We start from the raw sequence: 16,796 nt of genomic DNA, 5'->3' as shown, positions 1-16,796 counted from the left end.
CGTTAATACGTTCAAAGGGATATTGATTAGAAATGCGCCTGATATACAACAGCGATTTGAAGAGCATGTAAAGGAGGGCCGCAATGCCCACTGCATATAACAAGTAAATCAAATTTTCCAGGGTCAACAGGCGGGCCATCAAGCTGGGGCCGGCATCCGGTACGTCATTTTCCCCATGATCAACGGTAAGCACTTCCACTGTTTGATATACTGCCTTATTTACAGGGCTTTGCGAATGGTAAAGCACCGGTATTTTAATCAAAGGCAGTAAAATTGAGAACAACAGGGTAGCAAGCAGGTAGAACCGGTTATAATGGTGAAACCGTTTGTTGCGTAAAAAAAGCCAGTAATAGCCGAGCAGAATGCCGGAGCACAGCATTACTTTTCCCAGGTACAGTAAAAAGGTCATTGATCTTGGTTTTTGGCGTTTTTAATTTGTTGCAGCAGAGCTTCCAGGTCCTCCTGGCTCAATTTGTTTTCGTTCACGAAATGCGAGAGTAATTTGGCTGGCGAACCTTCAAAATATCCTTTTACCAGTTGATTAATGCTTTTTTTACCATACTCTGTTTTGCTTACCGCCGGCTTGTACAGGTTGTTGCGACCCTGTACTTCATAGTTCACGAAACCTTTCTCGATCAATATTTTAAGTATGGTAGCTACGGTGTTTGAATGCGGTTTGGGCTCGGGCATTTTATCCATGATATCTTTTAAAAAACCCTGATTTAATTCCCAGAGCATTTGCATTACCTGTTCTTCAGCTTTTGTAAGGGATTTCATTATAACTAACCTTTTAGTTGAAACAAATGTATAACTAATTTGTTAGTTGAATGGTATTTACTCTTATTTTTTACAAATTATTTTATTAACAGGTTACGTCGGACTGGAATTTGATACTAATTATTAGAAAAAAATCAGCTGCAACGGGCGTTTATGGGATTTGCAATAAGAATAAATATGTATTCGTGACTAATTATTAATCAATTATTGTATAATATAGCTCCGATTTTTCCACAAAAGCTATGAGGTTTGAAGATTGAGTGTTACTTTTGCAGACAGTACCGGATGGATTAACACGTAATTAGCACCTGACTTGCAACCTCCCCTGAACATAGTCAGTCTTGCAAATGTTAGTATAGTACCCTTAAACAAATAAACAAGAAAGGCGATTTAATATCGACGATAAAAGTCATTTTTATTAAAGTAGATAAGTAGATATGAGACAGCTCAAAATTGCAACCCAGATTACGAATCGTGATTCGCAGGCAGTAGAAAAGTATCTTCAGGAAATTTCTAAAATTCCGATGATCACTCCTGAAGAGGAGACAGTACTCGCCCAGCGGATCAAGATGGGTGATCAAAAGGCATTGGATAAATTAGTGCAGGCCAACTTGCGTTTTGTGGTATCTGTTGCTAAGCAGTATCAGCACCAGGGTCTTTCTCTTAGCGATCTGATCAACGAGGGCAACCTCGGTTTGATAAAAGCCGCCCAACGTTTCGATGAAACCAAGGGTTTTAAATTCATCTCATACGCCGTATGGTGGATCCGCCAGTCCATTTTACAAGCGTTGGCAGAGCAGGGTAGATTAGTCCGCCTGCCTCAAAACAAAATTGGCACCTATAACAAGGCTAATAAAGCGTACATGGCTTTTGAACAGGAACATGAGCGGGAGCCAAGTACCGAAGAGTTAGCCGAGCTGCTCGAAATGAGTGAAACCGAGATCAACAACATTTTCCAAAGCAATACCCGTCATACCTCGCTCGATGCTCCGGTACACGAAGCTGAAGACGTGGCCATGGGTGATTTACTGGAAGGTGGCGATGATACGGATGACGATGTAATGAAAGATTCATTACGTAACGAGATCCGCCGCGTATTGAAATCTCTTAGTCCACGCGAAGCCGAGATCGTAAATGCTTACTTTGGCCTCGATGGCGAAAATGGTGTTACCATTGAGCAGATCGGGCAAAAATACGACCTTACAAAAGAGCGTATCCGCCAGATCAAGGAAAGAGCTATCAAGCGTTTACAAAAAGCCCGGTATAGCAATGCATTGAAAGCATATTTAGGTTAGTATAAGTACTATAAAGAAACGAACCCCGGTTGGCGTACTGCCTCCGGGGTTTTTTTAGTTCTCAGGGGGCAGGGCACAAGGCTTCAAATTCTGAGCTTTCAACAAAGCTCAGATATTATGAATTTTTAATTTTTATTCTTGTGTCTTTCCTTATTCTTGTTTTCCTTAACCGTAACTTTATATCTGGATCATTATTTGAATGCCAGTGAGAGTACAATGAGAATGCGCATAGGGTTAGTAGCCATAGTACTGGGGACGTTCATTTCTTCCTGCGAAAAAACAATCAACTTCAAGCCCAACCAAACGGAGCCTGAACTGGTTGTGGAGGCTTCTATTGAAAATGGTAAGGGGCCGGTAGTTGTTTTATCGCAAAGCCTTAATTATTTCAACCAGATCAGTACCGAATTACTCGCGAGTTCCTTCGTTCATAATGCCGAAGTAACCATTTCGAACGGCACCAAAATCCACCGGTTAAAAGAGATCAAAGTTCCGGTAACCGGCGGCTACACTCTTTATTATTACACCACCGATTCTTCAAATTTAAACACGGCCATTACCGGGGAGTTGGGTAAGCAATACGCTCTCACTGTAAAAACCGATGCAAAAGAATATACCGCTGCTACCACCATTCCATTGATCAACAAAAAAATTGATTCGCTGTGGTGGGAAGATGCGCCTAACAATCCCAATCCAAAAAAAGTGATCCTGATGGGGCGGTTTATCGATCCACCGGGTCTTGGTAATTATACCCGCTATTACACTTCGGTAGATGGCTGGCCGTTTTTGCCCGGGTTAAACTCGGTATATGACGACCAGTTGACCGATGGTGCCACTTATAATATGCAGATTGAACAGGGGGTAGACCGGAACAAACAGTATAACCTGGAGAACTATGCCTTTTTTGAGCATGGTGATTCCATAGTGATAAAATATTGTAATATAGATAAATCCACCTTCGACTTCTGGCGCACCATGGAATACAGCTATACCAATATCGGCAACCCGTTTGCCGCGCCCAGCAAAATTATCAGCAACATCCAGGGTGGCGGTTTAGGTTATTTCGGCGGGTATGCGGTGCAGTATAAATCTCTTGTGATACCTCAATAAGGAGCTGCCCCGGCGTCATAAAAGGGGCCGAATCGTGAAACGGCAAACGTGAAACGTGAAAGGGTTCGCGACGAGATAAGAGTCCTCACTAGTTTCATCTCGCACTCACTTCATCCTTCGCTCTTTCAACCCTATCTCCCAATCAACTTGCTTCTTTATTCTCCTAAACGTCTTCTACCTCATCAACTCGTCAACTCGTTAACTTGTTAACTCGTCAACTGGTCAACTGATCAACTCTTATCAACCTGTTATCCAGACCCTTCCCTCTTTATCATTTTCGTAACTCATTTTCAATTAAATTTGTCAACTTTTCTTTAGAATAAGAGAGAATTATAGCATTATGGAAAGTGAAAAAATACATTGCCTGATAATTGGTAGCGGCCCGGCAGGGTATACCGCCGCTGTTTATGCAGCCAGAGCAAACATGAAACCGGTTTTATACCAGGGTATTCAACCGGGTGGTCAGTTAACCATCACTACAGAAGTAGAAAACTACCCCGGTTACCCCGATGGCGTACAGGGCCCCGAAATGATGGTTCATTTTGAAAAACAGGCGGCCCGGATGGGCGCCGACATTCGATTTGGCCTGGCTACAAAAGTTGATTTTTCAGCACCGCCTTTCAAAGTTTGGATCGACGAAGAGAAACTGGTAGAAGCAGATTCGGTGATCATTGCCACCGGTGCTTCAGCCAAATGGCTTGGTTTGGAGAGCGAACAACGCCTGAACGGATTTGGCGTAAGTGCTTGTGCCGTGTGCGATGGCTTCTTTTTCCGCGGAAAGGAAGTGGCCATTGTAGGCGCCGGCGATACAGCAGCTGAAGAAGCCCTGTATTTGTCGAAATTATGCGCTACCGTGCACATGTTCATTCGCCGCGAAGAAATGCGCGCTTCCAAAGTAATGCAGGAACGGGTACAACGTACACCAAACATCAAGGTTTACTGGAATACAAACACCGACGAAATACTGGGTGAGAACAAGGTAGAATCGGTTCGGGTTAAAAATGTAAAGACCGGTGAGTTACAAACCATTCCCATCAGCGGCTTTTTTGTAGCCATTGGCCACCAGCCCAATAGCGACATCTTTAAAGGCTGGCTCGATATGGATGAGGCCGGCTATCTGAAAACGGTTCCCGGCACGTCAAAAACCAATATTGAGGGTGTTTTTGCCGCCGGCGATGTGCAGGATAAAATATACCGCCAGGCAGTTACCGCCGCAGGAAGTGGTTGTATGGCCGCCCTGGATGCGGAACGCTATTTATCAGCCAAAGGGCTGGTTTAACGCTTAACGCTTAACACAATACAGATGTAAGATCTGGAATAGCAGCACGCTGAGCACTTGACGCAAGGTTTACCAATCGGGAACCAGGCGTTAAGCGTTCAGCGTTTTGCGTATTTTGTGGCACTGTTTTAGCAAAACAAAATAAATTTATGGTTGTTATTGAATTAAATCAGGTTAGGCTTCGTGCATTCCATGGCGTTTATGAGGGAGAGAAACTAACCGGCAGTGAATATGAAGTAAATGTGCGGGTAGGGTATGAAGAGGGCGACAGCACATTTGATGATTTAAAAAATACGATCAATTACGTTGAAATTCTCGATATTGTAAAGCAACGGATGCGGATACCGACAGGTCTTTTAGAAAAGGTGGCGGATAGCATAATACGTAAGATCAGGCACCAATATCCATTTAGTACAGAGATCAGTATTTCAATCTATAAATTAGATGCCCCGGTAGAAAATTTCCAGGGAAAATTAGGCGTTACCTTACTTAAGAAATTTGATGGGTAAAATAGGAAGTACAATAGGATTGTTGCTTTTGTTGATCCTGCCATTTGAAAACAATGCACAGGATATCAATGGACTGTTGAAGGATGCACAACAGCTTGAAAGCGCATTTAAAGAACCCGAAGCCCTGCAAAAGTACCTCGAATTAGTTCGCTCTCAACCCAATAATTTAACTGCCCTAATTAAGATCAGTGAACTGTACAGCATTTTAGGAAAACACCAGGGAGCAAAAGATAAACAAAAAGAATACTACCGGAACGCCCGCGTGTATGCGCAAAAAGCCCTGGCGGTAAACGCCAATAGTTCCGATGCCAATGTGGTAATGGCCCTGGCCATGGGCCGTATGGCGCTTATCTCCTCAGGCGATGACAAGATAAAAGCAGTAAAAGACGTAAAAACCTATTCAGAAAAAGGCGTTCAGCTCGATCCCAATAATTACAAAGCCTATCATGTGCTGGCCAAATGGAATTATGAAGTAAGCGACCTGAACTCCGTAGAAAAATGGCTGGTAAAAGTGGCTTATGAAGCACTGCCCAAAGCCAGTCTCGATGACGCCATAAAGTATTATGAAAAAAGCCGCCAGTTAAATCCCGCCTTCTTATTGAACTACCTCGAACTGGCCAAATCATACCACCGTAAAGACAACGATAAAAAGGCGGTGGAACTGCTGGACACCATGCTCAAAATGCCGGTTAAAATGAGCGAAGACAACTACATAAAAGCCAAAGGCAAAAAGCTTTTGGAAGATTATAAGTAATTAAATCACCTTATTCTTCCACTTACCGCTGCGCATATACAAAAAGGAGGGCAGGAACAAACAGGTCCAGTACAGCCACTCACTCATCCAGCCAAAGGTTATTGATAAAAAGAATTTATCTAATGTGAGGTAAATGTATACGCAGTAGAATACAATGGCGAAAATTTCAGCCATCATGGAAATCCGGGTATTGCCCGAACCGATAACCGCATTCAGGAATACCACGGCGATCGACATCATTAAAATAGCTGCCGACATTACCCGCACCACTGGTATGGCCTGGGCCACAAACTCGCCCGACTGGCCATATACGGAGAATAACAATCCAGGAAACAAATTGAGAAAGATGGCTATTACAATGGCCGAACCCAGGCTCAGCCTGAGCATTTTTTTAATCAAGGGCCAAACCAATTCCTGTTTACCCTGGCCAATAATATTGCCTGTCATGGCATTGGTAGTGGAACCAAAAGCCCAGATCACAATACCCGCCAGACCCAGAATGTTTCGCATGGTATTGGAAACGGCCAAAGCAATCTCTCCATGCGAATCGATAAGCAGAAAGAAATATTCCCAGCTCAGCAAACTGATGCCATGCTGAAAGATCAGCGGAGCCGACATGGAAAAGATAAGCCGGGCGTTGTACCCGTCCCAGCGGAAATTTTTAAATAAATGTAATTGGTTGCTGATGCCTTTTTTCCAGATCACCAGGTAAACCACCAGCAGCCCGGTGAATTCGGCAACGATGGATGAAACAGCCGCGCCGTTCAACCCCATTTCGGCAAAACCGCCATGACCAAATATCAGCAGGTAATCGAGCAGGATATTGGTAACCGCTTCGGCCAGGGCGCCGCCCACCAGGTATTTGCTTTGGTTGGTGCCCACCAGCAGGGCATTGCGCATTTGATAAACGTATAAAAACGGAAGGCCCCAGATGCGGATCTTGCAAAAAGAAACAGCCTGTTGCAGGCGCCCGGGTTCCTTAATGAAAAGACTGAACAGGTGCGGAGTGACCATATAGGTGAGCAATATGCCCAGCAAAGACGTTGAAAGCCCTATAAATACAGCCTGGCTGAACAGTTTGCCAATTTCTTCCGGTCTGTTTTCACCGGCCCGGCGGGCAATCAGCGCCTGCAGGCCATTGTTCAATCCATAGCCAATGGCAGAAAAAACAAGGTAATACACACCTGTAAGCCCCGCAATGGCCAGCGCCCCCTTGCTATAATGCCCTAAAAAAATATTATTGGTAACAAAATTGATTTGTGGTATCAAAATGGAGACGCTTATTGGTGCCGCCATTTTAATGATCTGCCGGGTGGTGAGTTGTACCTGGAATGCTGTATTTTTAGATAAGGTGCTCATAAAAGGGCAGCAAAGGTAAGATTTCTTGCTTTGCCCGCCGAAGCTTTAGCGCAGGCGGGTACCTTGTATCTTGTGGCTTGGAACTTTTTTAGTAACATTGCAGCTTTTGATAACTATGCTAAAGGCAAACTTTGATATTGTTCCTGAAATGAGGGATCCTGAAGAGCTTCGAAACAGTCAGCTGTTGATTGAAGTGGGGGAGAAAATGTTCAGCTTTGTTATTTACAACAAAGAGCAACGTCGTTTTATAGGGCTCAGACAGTACAACCTCGATTATACCCCCGGCAAAACCATGCTGGAAAACCTGCTGGAAATTGTAACCAACGACGAATGGTTGCAATCGCAGTATAAAGAAGCCTTTATCATTTACAATTACACCGACAGTAACTTTTTACCGGAAAAGGTTTTTCATATTGAACTGAACCAGCCGGTAACAGAGATCTTATACGGAAATGCCAGGAAGGGATTGTTGTTGAGCGAAAAAGTGATTGGCTATAAAATGTACAATATTTACCGGGTGCCCCGCGAAATACATGCCCTGCTGCAACGGAAATTCTCCAGCGGTAACTACTGGCACTATTATACGCTGATGTTGTACGATCAGCAAACGCAGCCTTCGGCGGGTGAGCAGGTAATAAAAATGGTAATGCGGGCCGATCAGTTTTTGGTAGCTGTTTATAATGGCGAACAAATACAACTGATACAATCCTATACCTACCAAACACCCGACGATGTATCGTACTACCTGCTGGGCATTTGCAACAAGTTTAATATTAGTCAGGATAAAGTAAATCTGATCGTTTCCGGTTTGCTCGATGAGCAATCGCGCCTGTACCAGGAACTGCTGAAATATTTCTTACAGGTTCAGTGGGACCGCATGCCCGATACCATTAAGCTGGATCAGGCATTTGCAGCATTTCCAACCCATTACTTTTCACCGCTTTTGAAAATGGCATTATGCGTATAATAGGAGGGGATCTGGGAGGAAGAAGAATTAATCCGCCAGGTAATATGCCGCATACCAGGCCTACCACGGATATTGCCAAGGAAGGACTTTTCAATATCATCGAGAACAATCTTGATATAACTACCTTACATACACTCGATCTGTTTGGTGGAACCGGCAGCATCAGCTACGAGCTCAAATCACGTGGCGCATTCGCCTGTACCATTGTAGAGAAGGATCCTGCGATGTACGAGTTTATTAAAAAAACAGCAGCCGCCTTACAACTGGAAAGCTTCAACGTGGTGAAGATGGATGTCTTCAAATTCATTGGCCAGTGCACCAGCAAATTCAACTTTATTTTTGCCGGTCCGCCCTATGCATTGGGCGCCATCGATGACCTGCCGAAACTGATTGTAGAAAAACAACTGCTGCAACCCGGCGGCTGGTTTGTGCTGGAACATACCCCGCGTAATAATTACGAAAAGTTTCCCTTGTTCGTTACTGCCCGCAATTATGGAACTACCATCTTCAGTATTTTTGTGAATAAGGAAGCATAAAAGCTCGAGTCTAAAACATGGAGAAAATCTTTGTAACGGGCATTGGTACCGGTATAGGTAAAACTTTTGTATCAGCCATCCTGGCCAAAGCATTGAACGCCGATTACTGGAAACCGGTGCAGGCCGGTTTTGAAGACGGCACAGATAGTGAATGGGTATCGCAGTGGCTACAGGAAAGCGGTTCGGTTATACACCCCGAAGTATACCGGCTCACCAAACCCGCATCGCCACATATTGCTGCCCGCGAGGAAGGCATAACCATTGATATTCAACATATTTGCAAGCGAATTCCCAATATAAACCGTCCCTTGCTTATAGAAGGGGCAGGGGGATTATTGGTTCCGCTAAATAATACTACCTTTGTAGCAGATCTGATCAAAGCGCTGGGCGCTAAAGTAATCCTGGTTAGTCGTAATTACCTTGGCAGCATAAACCATTCATTGTTAACCGCGCGGGTGTGCCGCGAGATGCAAATACCGGTAATTGGCTGGGTTTTTAACGACCAATACCTCGATTATGAAGATGAGATAGTACAATGGAGCAACTTTCCCAGGATAGCATCAATTCCCTATTCTGACCACGTAAACGGGTCATTTATCAACTCTCAGGCAGCTGCTATTTCAAAGCAACTGAAAGAATTATTATGATAAAAAATACCGTTAGAAAAGAATTTTTACAGCGCAGGATGAACCTGCCGGAAGATGAGCTGCAACAAAAAACCGCATTGATCGCTTCCAACTTCAGAAAACTGGAACTTCCATCGATTAATTATTTGTTATCGTATCATCCATTGATAAACCGCCATGAATTTGACGTGTCGGTTTGTGAAGAAATTCTCAAAGAACAGAACCTGATCATGCGGGTGGGCTGGCCCAAAATTCATATTGACCTGCTTGATATGGAAGCTGTGCTGGTTGAAAAAGACGGACTTTTTATAAAAAACAAATTCAATATACTGGAACCCATTGGCGGCGTTGTTATTCCGCCCCAAAATCTCGATCTGCTCTTTGTTCCCCTGGTAGCTTTTGATGAACGCGGGTATCGGGTTGGCTACGGTAAAGGCTATTACGACCGGTACCTGGCGCAATGCCGGCCGGATGCCATTAAGATCGGTTTCTCATTTTTCGACGCGGTAGAATACATTGAGGACATCGACGAATTTGATGTACCTTTAAACCTTTGCATTACACCGCATCGTATATATGAATTTTAATGCTCCGTTGCTGCGCCCTTTCCGCATATTGTTGTTCCCTTTTTCCCTGGTATATGGTGCTGCAATATGGTTACGTAACCTATTGTACGACAAAAAGATACTTCGGTCAACCGGTTTTAACCTGCCAATAGTCTGCATCGGAAACCTGTCAGTGGGCGGCACTGGTAAAAGTCCCATGGTAGAATGGATCGTAAAATACTTGCACACCAATATGGAAGTGGCCATTTTGAGCCGGGGGTATAAACGCCGCACCAAAGGTTATGCACTGGCTGGTTCAACTACCACAGCCCTCGATATTGGCGATGAACCCATGCAGTTTCATCAAAAATTTCCCGATGTAAGCGTTGCCGTGGGGGAAGAAAGGATCGTGGCCATTCCGCAATTACTGCACGACAGGCCTAATACAAAAGTGGTCATTCTCGACGATGCTTTTCAGCACCGCGCTATTAAAGCAGGCTTGAATATTGTATTAACCAATTACGATAACCTGTTTACCCGCGACTGGGTGCTGCCTACCGGCGACCTGCGCGATGAACGGCGGTCGTACAAACGGGCTGATGTGATTGTGGTCACCAAATGCCCGGCGGTGTTGTCGGCTGAAGAAAAGCTGGCGTTTAAACAGGAAATAAAACCGCTGCCACACCAGCAGTTGTTCTTTACCACTATACGATATGGATTGCCTTACCACATTATCAGCAAAAAAGAAATATCGCTGAATACAGCTACCGAAGTGTTGCTGGTAAGCGGGATTGCCAATCCGTTGCCATTGAAAAAATATTTACAGGATGCTACAAAAACCTATTACGAGATATTATACGGCGACCACCACATATTTCGTATCGACGATTGGAATGAGATCGTAAAACGGTTTAAAAACATCCATACAGAAAACAAAATTATACTTACTACTGAAAAGGATGCCGTTCGCCTCATAAAATTTGGACAAACCTTGCAAGATTACCCCATATATGTAATTCCCATTGAGATCCAATTCCTTTTTAATGAGGGGCATCAGTTTACTGATATTATCAGTAAATTCATTACTGATTTCAGTATCACGAATTAAAATGATTGAATGAGCAGGAAACAAGCTAAGAAGAAAAAGAAGAAAGACGCTTCCTCGCAACACACCCTGAAAGGTGTTTTAGATATTACCCGGTCAGGCATCGGGTATGTAATTGTCGATAATCTTCCAAATGATATACTCGTGCGCCCGGCAGATTTTAATACTGCCCTGCACGGCGATACCGTACGGGTACGCGTATTAAGCAGCTCCGCTAAAAAAAGCGGCCGTCAGCAGGGAGCGATCGTTGATGTTTTGCAGCGCAAACAAATGGAGTTCCTTGGTAAAATAGAAATAGGCAAATCGGCTGCGTTCTTTACTGCAGATACCGAAAAGCCCATGCCTGATTTCTTCATCCCTGAATCGGCATTGAATGGCGCCAAAGACGGCGACCGCGTAATTGTTCGCATTACAGAATGGGAGAAACAGAAGAAGCCCGTAGGCGCCGTTATACAGATAATGGAAGCCGGTAACGAAGGCGATATGGCCATGAAGGAGATCCTGATGGAAAACGGGTTCCCTTTATTTTTCCCGGAAAATGTAATTGAAGAAGCAGAAAGGATCCCCGATACGATCTCGCCCGACGAGATCAAGCTAAGAAAAGATGTGCGCGATGTGCTCACCTTCACCATTGACCCGGTAGACGCCCGGGACTTTGATGATGCGCTGAGTATTCGTATGCTCAAGAACGGGATGTACGAAATTGGCGTGCACATTGCCGATGTAAGCCATTTTGTAGAACCTGATACGGCGTTGGACAAAGAAGCGTACGATCGTGCTACCTCCGTGTATTTGCCCGATCGCGTAGCGCCGATGTTGCCCGAACGCATCTCGAATGAACTGTGTTCTTTACGTCCGCATGAAGATAAACTGACCTTCTCGGCCATTTTTCAAATAACCGAATCCGGTGAAGTAAGTCAATACTGGCTGGGTAAAACGGTTATCCATAGTGATCACCGGTTTACGTATGAAGAAGTGCAGGAGATCATTGAAAAAGGGGAAGGCCTGTACCAGGGCGAAATATTGTTATTGAACAAACTCGCCCAGCAGTTCCGGGCCAAACGCTTTACTAAAGGCGCTATTAATTTCTCTTCGCAGGAAGTACGCTTCAAGCTCGATGAAACCGGTAAACCTATCGGCATCATGGTAAAAGAAAGCAAGGAAGCGCACCAGCTGATCGAAGAGTTCATGCTGTTGGCCAACCGTATTGTAGCGGAAAATGTAGGTAAGGTAAAGGTGAATAAAAAAGATCTGCCCTTTCCATACCGCGTGCACGATACGCCCGATGAAATGAAGCTGATGCCGTTTGTTGAGTTTGCCAAAAAGTACGGACATACTTTCGACACCAAAACACCCGAAGGCATTGCCGCTTCGTTTAACCAGATGTTACAGGATGTTCAGGGTAAACCCGAACAACATGTGCTGGAACAACTGGGTATCCGCACCATGGCCAAAGCCATTTATACCACGGAAAATATTGGTCACTATGGCTTAGGGTTTAAACACTACTGTCATTTTACCTCACCTATACGCCGTTACCCCGATGTACTGGTGCACCGCATCCTGCACGATGTGTTGAAGGAAAATGTTGAGCCTGATAAAAAGCTGGAGCAGAAATGCAGACATTGCAGTGAGAAAGAACGTTCGGCCATGGAAGCAGAACGCGCTGCCAATAAATACAAGCAGGTAGAATACATGAAAGAATTCCTCGGTGAGGAATTTGAAGGTGTGATCAGTGGCGTAGCCGCTTTTGGTTTCTGGGTTGAAACTATTGAGCACAAGTGCGAAGGTTTGGTAAGCATCAACAGTTTACTGGACTACGATGATTTTCGACATGTGGAAAGCGATTACAGCCTGGTTGGTTTGCGCAGCGGCCGCAAGTTTGCGATGGGCGATAAAGTGCGCATAAAAGTTGTAGCGGCCAATTTAACCAAACGGCAGCTCGATTATGAATGGGTTATTGCTTCGGGATTGAAAGGAAGTCAGGGAACTCAGGGAAGTCAGGGAAGTAGTGAGGAAACGAAGCGACCCACAGAAAAGAAACCAGCTCCTTCCAGGAGTAAATATATTCCGGCTAAGAAGAAGGGAGGAAAGAAATAGTTGACCAGTTGACCAGTTAACGAGTTGACAAGTTAACGAGATGGCAAGTTGATAGGGTTGATAAAGGGCGAAGGATGAAGTGAGTGCGAGATGAAAATAGTGAGGACTGTTACCTTGTCGCGAACCCTTTCACGTTTCACGTTTGCCGATTCACGATTGCCGACTGCCGATAAAAAACCGTATTCTAACAAAGTATATGCAAAGCTTCGAAATATTATCCAGGCAATTCTCTGAGTATTTCAATGTTCGACACTTTCCGAAAGAGCCCGCTACATTATACGATGCTGATGAATATTTTTTAAGCCTGGGTGGCAAACGTGTACGCCCGGTGATGTGTTTAATGGGCAATGAATTGTTCGATGAGATCAGTAAAGATGCGTGGCCGGTAGCCGCAGCCATCGAATTGTTTCACAACTTCACCCTCATTCACGACGACATTATGGATAAGGCGCCACTGCGCCGCAACCAGCCTACCGTGCATGCAAAGTATGGAGAGTCTACCGCTTTGCTTTCGGGTGATGTGATGCTTATTGTGGCCTACGATTACCTGAACAAAGTAAGCAATGATTACCTGCACAAGGTTATTCACCTTTTTAATCAAACTGCCAAAGAAGTATGCGAAGGACAGCAGATGGATATGGATTTTGAAAAACAGGAAGTGGTAAAAATGGATGAATACATCCGCATGATTGAATTAAAGACCTCCGTATTGCTGGCTGCGAGCCTGCGCTTAGGCGCTATTTTAGGCGGGGCCGGACAAGCCAACCAGGAACACATTTATGCTTTTGGCCGTAACCTGGGTATTGCATTTCAGATACAGGACGATTACCTGGATGCGTATGGCGATCCCGCAAAGTTTGGTAAACAACCCGGCGGCGATATCATGTCCAATAAAAAAACCTTCTTAATGATCAAGGCGCTGGAATCGGCTAACCCCGCCCAGTTAAAAGAATTAAAACGCCTGATGCAGGAGAACCCTGAAGATAAAGTGGCCCGCGTATTATCGGTTTTTGATGATTGCGGGGTAAACAAATGGGCGGCCGGTCTCAAGGAAAAATACATTACCGAAGCCTTTGAGCACCTGGAAGAAATGGCGGTTTTAACTTCCCGCAAGGAACCTATGCGTGAGTTAGCGCATTTTTTAGTACAAAGAGAACATTAGAATATTTTTGAGGCTGAAGTACGAAGTAAGAAAAGCGCGAACTTCTTACTTCATTCTATTAGAAACTATTGATATACTAACAATCATTAGGTATTTTTAGTAATTTTCCCGCCTAAAAACCCAGTACTGCATGTCTAAATCATTGTTTCGCACAAAAAAAATTGAGTCGATCTTAAAAGAAGGAAGCGATGATGGGCATGGGGCTTCAGGGTTAAAGCGGGTGTTGACGGTACGCGATCTTACCTTTTTTGGTATTGCAGCCATTATAGGAGCTGGTAGCTTCAGCAGTTTGGGCGATGCCTGTTTTAAAGGCGGTCCCGGCGTAGTAGTGTTGTTTATTATCTGCGGTATTGCCTGCGCGTTCACTGCATTTTGTTATTCAGAATTTGCCAGCCGCATTCCGGTAGCCGGAAGCGCTTATACATATGCATACGCCTCCTTTGGTGAATTATTTGCCTGGATCATTGGCTGGGCGCTCATCATGGAATACTCCATTGGGAATATTTATGTGGCGTTTTCCTGGAGCGATTACTTTACTTCCTTTCTGCACAAAATAAATGTGCATATTCCCGATTACCTTAGCTGCAGTTACCAGGAAGCGAAGAAAGCATTTCTTAACTATAGTGCTCAAACAGCTGCAGGGCAATTGGAGTTTATAAAGAACCAGGCCAATGCAGAATTAATAAGTGCATGGAATAACAGTCCAGTACTGGGTTCGCTGAGAATTATTTTCGATCTGCCAGCTCTGATCATCAATGTGTTGATCACTACACTGGTGTATGTGGGGATAAAAGAGTCAAGGAATTTCAGCAACGCTATGGTGATGCTGAAGCTGGCGGTTGTAGCATTAGTTATTATTGTAGGTGCGTATTATATCGATCCGGCCAATTGGTTTCCTGTAAATGATGCCGGTACAAAAGCATTTATGCCGAATGGTTTTGGTGGCGTGATGGCGGCGGTATCGGGAGTATTCTTTGCCTATATTGGCTTTGATGCGGTAAGTGTGCTGGCTGAAGAAAGTAAGAATCCCCAGCGCGATCTGCCCCGCGGCATGACCTACTCGCTGGTGATCTGTACTGTTGTGTATATTTTACTGGCCCTGGTGTTGACCGGTGTTGTAAACTACAGACAATTTGAAAACGTGGGTGATCCGCTCGCCAAGATCTTTGAAGTAAAGAACGTAGGCTGGATGCAATTGCTGGTATCTGTATGCGCAGTGATCGCTATGACCAGTGTGTTGCTGGTGTTTCAAATGGGACAGCCACGTATTTGGATGAGCATGAGCCGCGATGGTTTATTGCCGCCCGTATTTCAAACCATTCACAAAAAATACCAAACGCCTTCCTTTGCCACTATTCTTACGGGCATGGTAGTAGGTGTTCCTATTTTATTTACCGATAAAACATTTGTACTGGATTTTACCAGTATTGCCACCCTGTTTGCCTTTGTGCTCGTTTGCGGTGGCGTGTTGCTAATACCCCGAAAAGAAAAAGAGGCCGGCCGCTTTAATATGCCGCATATAAATGCTCAGTTTATTTTTCCATTGCTGATAGTGGCTGCGTTTGTGATCCTGGGCGTGTGGGCGCCCGGTTATTTTTCAGACATGTTCAATTTCGATTTCTCCGCCGACGCTGATTACGTAAAGAATAAAGTAAGTTTTATGGACATGGCCGTACCGAAGATCTCATTGATCATTTTCTGGTTGTCTGCCATTGTACTTGGAATAGTTACCCTGGTTAAAAAATATTCTTTAATCCCCCTCATGGGCGTAACCACCTGTTTATACCTGCTAACCGGTATGACAAAAAGCAACTGGGCCTGGTTTTTAGGCTGGCTGTTGCTGGGGCTGATCATTTATATTTTTTATGGTTACAAAAAAAGCAAGCTCGCTAAATCCTGAGCATAATCGTAAGACGCCGGATAATCTCCGCGCCGTATGGGAGCAACTGGCAGGCCGGTATTGTAGCGACCACGAATTAATTGACCGGTTCTTTAATGAGATAGAAAGAAAGTATACCAGCTCCCGCCGGCATTACCACAATCTGCAGCACATACAGGCATTACTGGCTTTTTGCGAAAGCTATGCCGGTCAATTGAAAGATGCGGAGGTAGTAGCTTTCGCGGTATTTTACCACGATATTATTTATAACGTGCTGCGAAAAGATAACGAGCCCCGCAGTGCGCAGATCGCAGTGAAACGCCTACAGGCATTAACGGTTCCACCCGAAAAAACAGAACAGGTTAAACTCTACATCGAGGCCACGCAAACCCACGCTATTACGGCGTCAGTAACCCATACGGGCGATCTGCAGTTATTCCTTGATTTTGATATGTCGATCTTAGGGGCCGATTGGGCGGCGTATGAAGCCTATACCCACCAGGTTCGCCGCGAATACCGCATCTATCCCGATAAAATATATTATCCCGGCCGGAAACAGTTTTTGCAGCACTGTCTGCAGGCTGAACACCTCTTTCAAACCCCTGTTTTTCGTGACCGGTATGAGGCCCGGGCCAGGGAGAATATGGCGCAGGAGCTGGAGGTGATCGAGGGTAAGCTGAAAGCCTAAAAACGGGCAGAAAATGGTAAGCGCAGTCTAAAAACGACTGTCAGGAAGGTCTGATCCTGGAAAAGACCTAAAAAGGAAGCCTGTTTTCGTACCTTTGCATGCTTATAT

General features: G+C 44.6%; 17 protein-coding genes. 14 read left to right on the top strand and 3 right to left on the bottom strand.

The genetic code is table 11. The annotated features are described in order from the left end of the window. Both ACJ751_RS03940 and ACJ751_RS03935 read right to left on the bottom strand, forming a co-directional pair. The coding region (locus ACJ751_RS03940; RefSeq protein WP_407744069.1) for a hypothetical protein at positions 1-409 on the bottom strand (409 nt) is incomplete at its 3' end. Next, positions 406-738, bottom strand: coding sequence for a BlaI/MecI/CopY family transcriptional regulator (locus tag ACJ751_RS03935; RefSeq protein WP_407744070.1), 333 nt, complete (start codon positions 736-738; stop codon positions 406-408). The genes ACJ751_RS03935 and ACJ751_RS03940, both read right to left, overlap by 4 nt. A 476-nt stretch (positions 739-1,214) precedes the next feature. On the opposite strand from ACJ751_RS03935, the gene ACJ751_RS03930 reads away from it, so the two are divergent. From ACJ751_RS03930 to ACJ751_RS03910, 5 genes are all read left to right on the top strand, one after another. Then, entirely contained in the window at positions 1,215-2,072 is an 858-nt protein-coding gene (locus ACJ751_RS03930; RefSeq protein WP_014217201.1) for an RNA polymerase sigma factor RpoD/SigA, read from the top strand. A 216-nt stretch (positions 2,073-2,288) separates the two neighbouring features. Beyond that, complete coding sequence (locus tag ACJ751_RS03925) at positions 2,289-3,179, top strand: DUF4249 family protein (RefSeq protein WP_407744068.1); 891 nt, start codon at positions 2,289-2,291, stop codon at positions 3,177-3,179. 340 nt (positions 3,180-3,519) lie between these two features. Next, on the top strand, positions 3,520-4,458 hold the full coding sequence (trxB, locus tag ACJ751_RS03920; RefSeq protein ID WP_407744067.1) for a thioredoxin-disulfide reductase: 939 nt from the start codon (positions 3,520-3,522) through the stop codon (positions 4,456-4,458). Positions 4,459-4,607: 149 nt separating this feature from the next. Continuing rightward, positions 4,608-4,967, top strand: coding sequence for a dihydroneopterin aldolase (locus tag ACJ751_RS03915; RefSeq protein ID WP_407744066.1), 360 nt, complete (start codon positions 4,608-4,610; stop codon positions 4,965-4,967). Further along, complete coding sequence (locus ACJ751_RS03910; protein WP_407744065.1) at positions 4,960-5,721, top strand: tetratricopeptide repeat protein; 762 nt, start codon at positions 4,960-4,962, stop codon at positions 5,719-5,721. Before ACJ751_RS03915 ends, ACJ751_RS03910 begins: the two co-directional genes overlap by 8 nt. On the opposite strand, the gene ACJ751_RS03905 is transcribed toward ACJ751_RS03910, so the two are convergent. Beyond that, positions 5,722-7,080 (bottom strand): MATE family efflux transporter, encoded by a 1,359-nt coding sequence (locus ACJ751_RS03905; protein ID WP_407744064.1) that lies wholly within the window; start codon positions 7,078-7,080, stop codon positions 5,722-5,724. It abuts the gene before it with no gap. Between the two features lie 115 nt (positions 7,081-7,195). Between ACJ751_RS03905 and ACJ751_RS03900 the strand changes: the two genes are divergently transcribed. The 9 genes from ACJ751_RS03900 (at position 7,196) to ACJ751_RS03860 (ending at position 16,688) form a co-directional block, all read left to right on the top strand. After that, on the top strand, positions 7,196-8,047 hold the full coding sequence (locus tag ACJ751_RS03900; protein WP_407744063.1) for a DUF3822 family protein: 852 nt from the start codon (positions 7,196-7,198) through the stop codon (positions 8,045-8,047). Then, positions 8,038-8,583, top strand: a complete 546-nt coding sequence (locus ACJ751_RS03895; protein WP_407744062.1) for an RsmD family RNA methyltransferase — start codon at positions 8,038-8,040, stop codon at positions 8,581-8,583. The genes ACJ751_RS03900 and ACJ751_RS03895 overlap by 10 nt, the downstream gene beginning before the upstream one ends. 17 nt (positions 8,584-8,600) lie before the next feature. Next, positions 8,601-9,230, top strand: coding sequence for a dethiobiotin synthase (gene bioD / locus ACJ751_RS03890; RefSeq protein WP_407744061.1), 630 nt, complete (start codon positions 8,601-8,603; stop codon positions 9,228-9,230). Beyond that, on the top strand, positions 9,227-9,796 hold the full coding sequence (locus tag ACJ751_RS03885) for a 5-formyltetrahydrofolate cyclo-ligase (RefSeq protein WP_407744060.1): 570 nt from the start codon (positions 9,227-9,229) through the stop codon (positions 9,794-9,796). Before bioD ends, ACJ751_RS03885 begins: the two co-directional genes overlap by 4 nt. Continuing rightward, the gene (gene lpxK, locus ACJ751_RS03880) at positions 9,786-10,862 is read left to right on the top strand and encodes a tetraacyldisaccharide 4'-kinase (protein ID WP_407744059.1); all 1,077 of its coding nucleotides are present in this window, start codon (positions 9,786-9,788) and stop codon (positions 10,860-10,862) included. Before ACJ751_RS03885 ends, lpxK begins: the two co-directional genes overlap by 11 nt. Positions 10,863-10,871: 9 nt before the next feature. Further along, positions 10,872-12,959 carry a ribonuclease R gene (gene rnr / locus ACJ751_RS03875; protein WP_407744058.1) on the top strand — a complete coding sequence of 696 codons (2,088 nt, stop codon included), beginning with the start codon at positions 10,872-10,874 and terminating at the stop codon, positions 12,957-12,959. Positions 12,960-13,155: 196 nt separating this feature from the next. Further along, entirely contained in the window at positions 13,156-14,121 is a 966-nt protein-coding gene (locus ACJ751_RS03870; RefSeq protein WP_407744057.1) for a polyprenyl synthetase family protein, read from the top strand. 130 nt (positions 14,122-14,251) lie between these two features. After that, positions 14,252-16,021, top strand: a complete 1,770-nt coding sequence (locus tag ACJ751_RS03865; protein ID WP_407744056.1) for an APC family permease — start codon at positions 14,252-14,254, stop codon at positions 16,019-16,021. After that, positions 15,987-16,688 carry a hypothetical protein gene (locus tag ACJ751_RS03860; RefSeq protein WP_407744055.1) on the top strand — a complete coding sequence of 234 codons (702 nt, stop codon included), beginning with the start codon at positions 15,987-15,989 and terminating at the stop codon, positions 16,686-16,688. Before ACJ751_RS03865 ends, ACJ751_RS03860 begins: the two co-directional genes overlap by 35 nt. Positions 16,689-16,796: the final 108 nt, after the last annotated feature.

Source organism: Niastella sp. (assembly GCF_045805085.1).
Taxonomy (GTDB): Bacteria; Bacteroidota; Bacteroidia; order Chitinophagales; family Chitinophagaceae; genus Niastella.
Note: the sequence above shows the minus strand (reverse complement) of the source record. Positions and strands in the feature narration are given on the sequence as shown.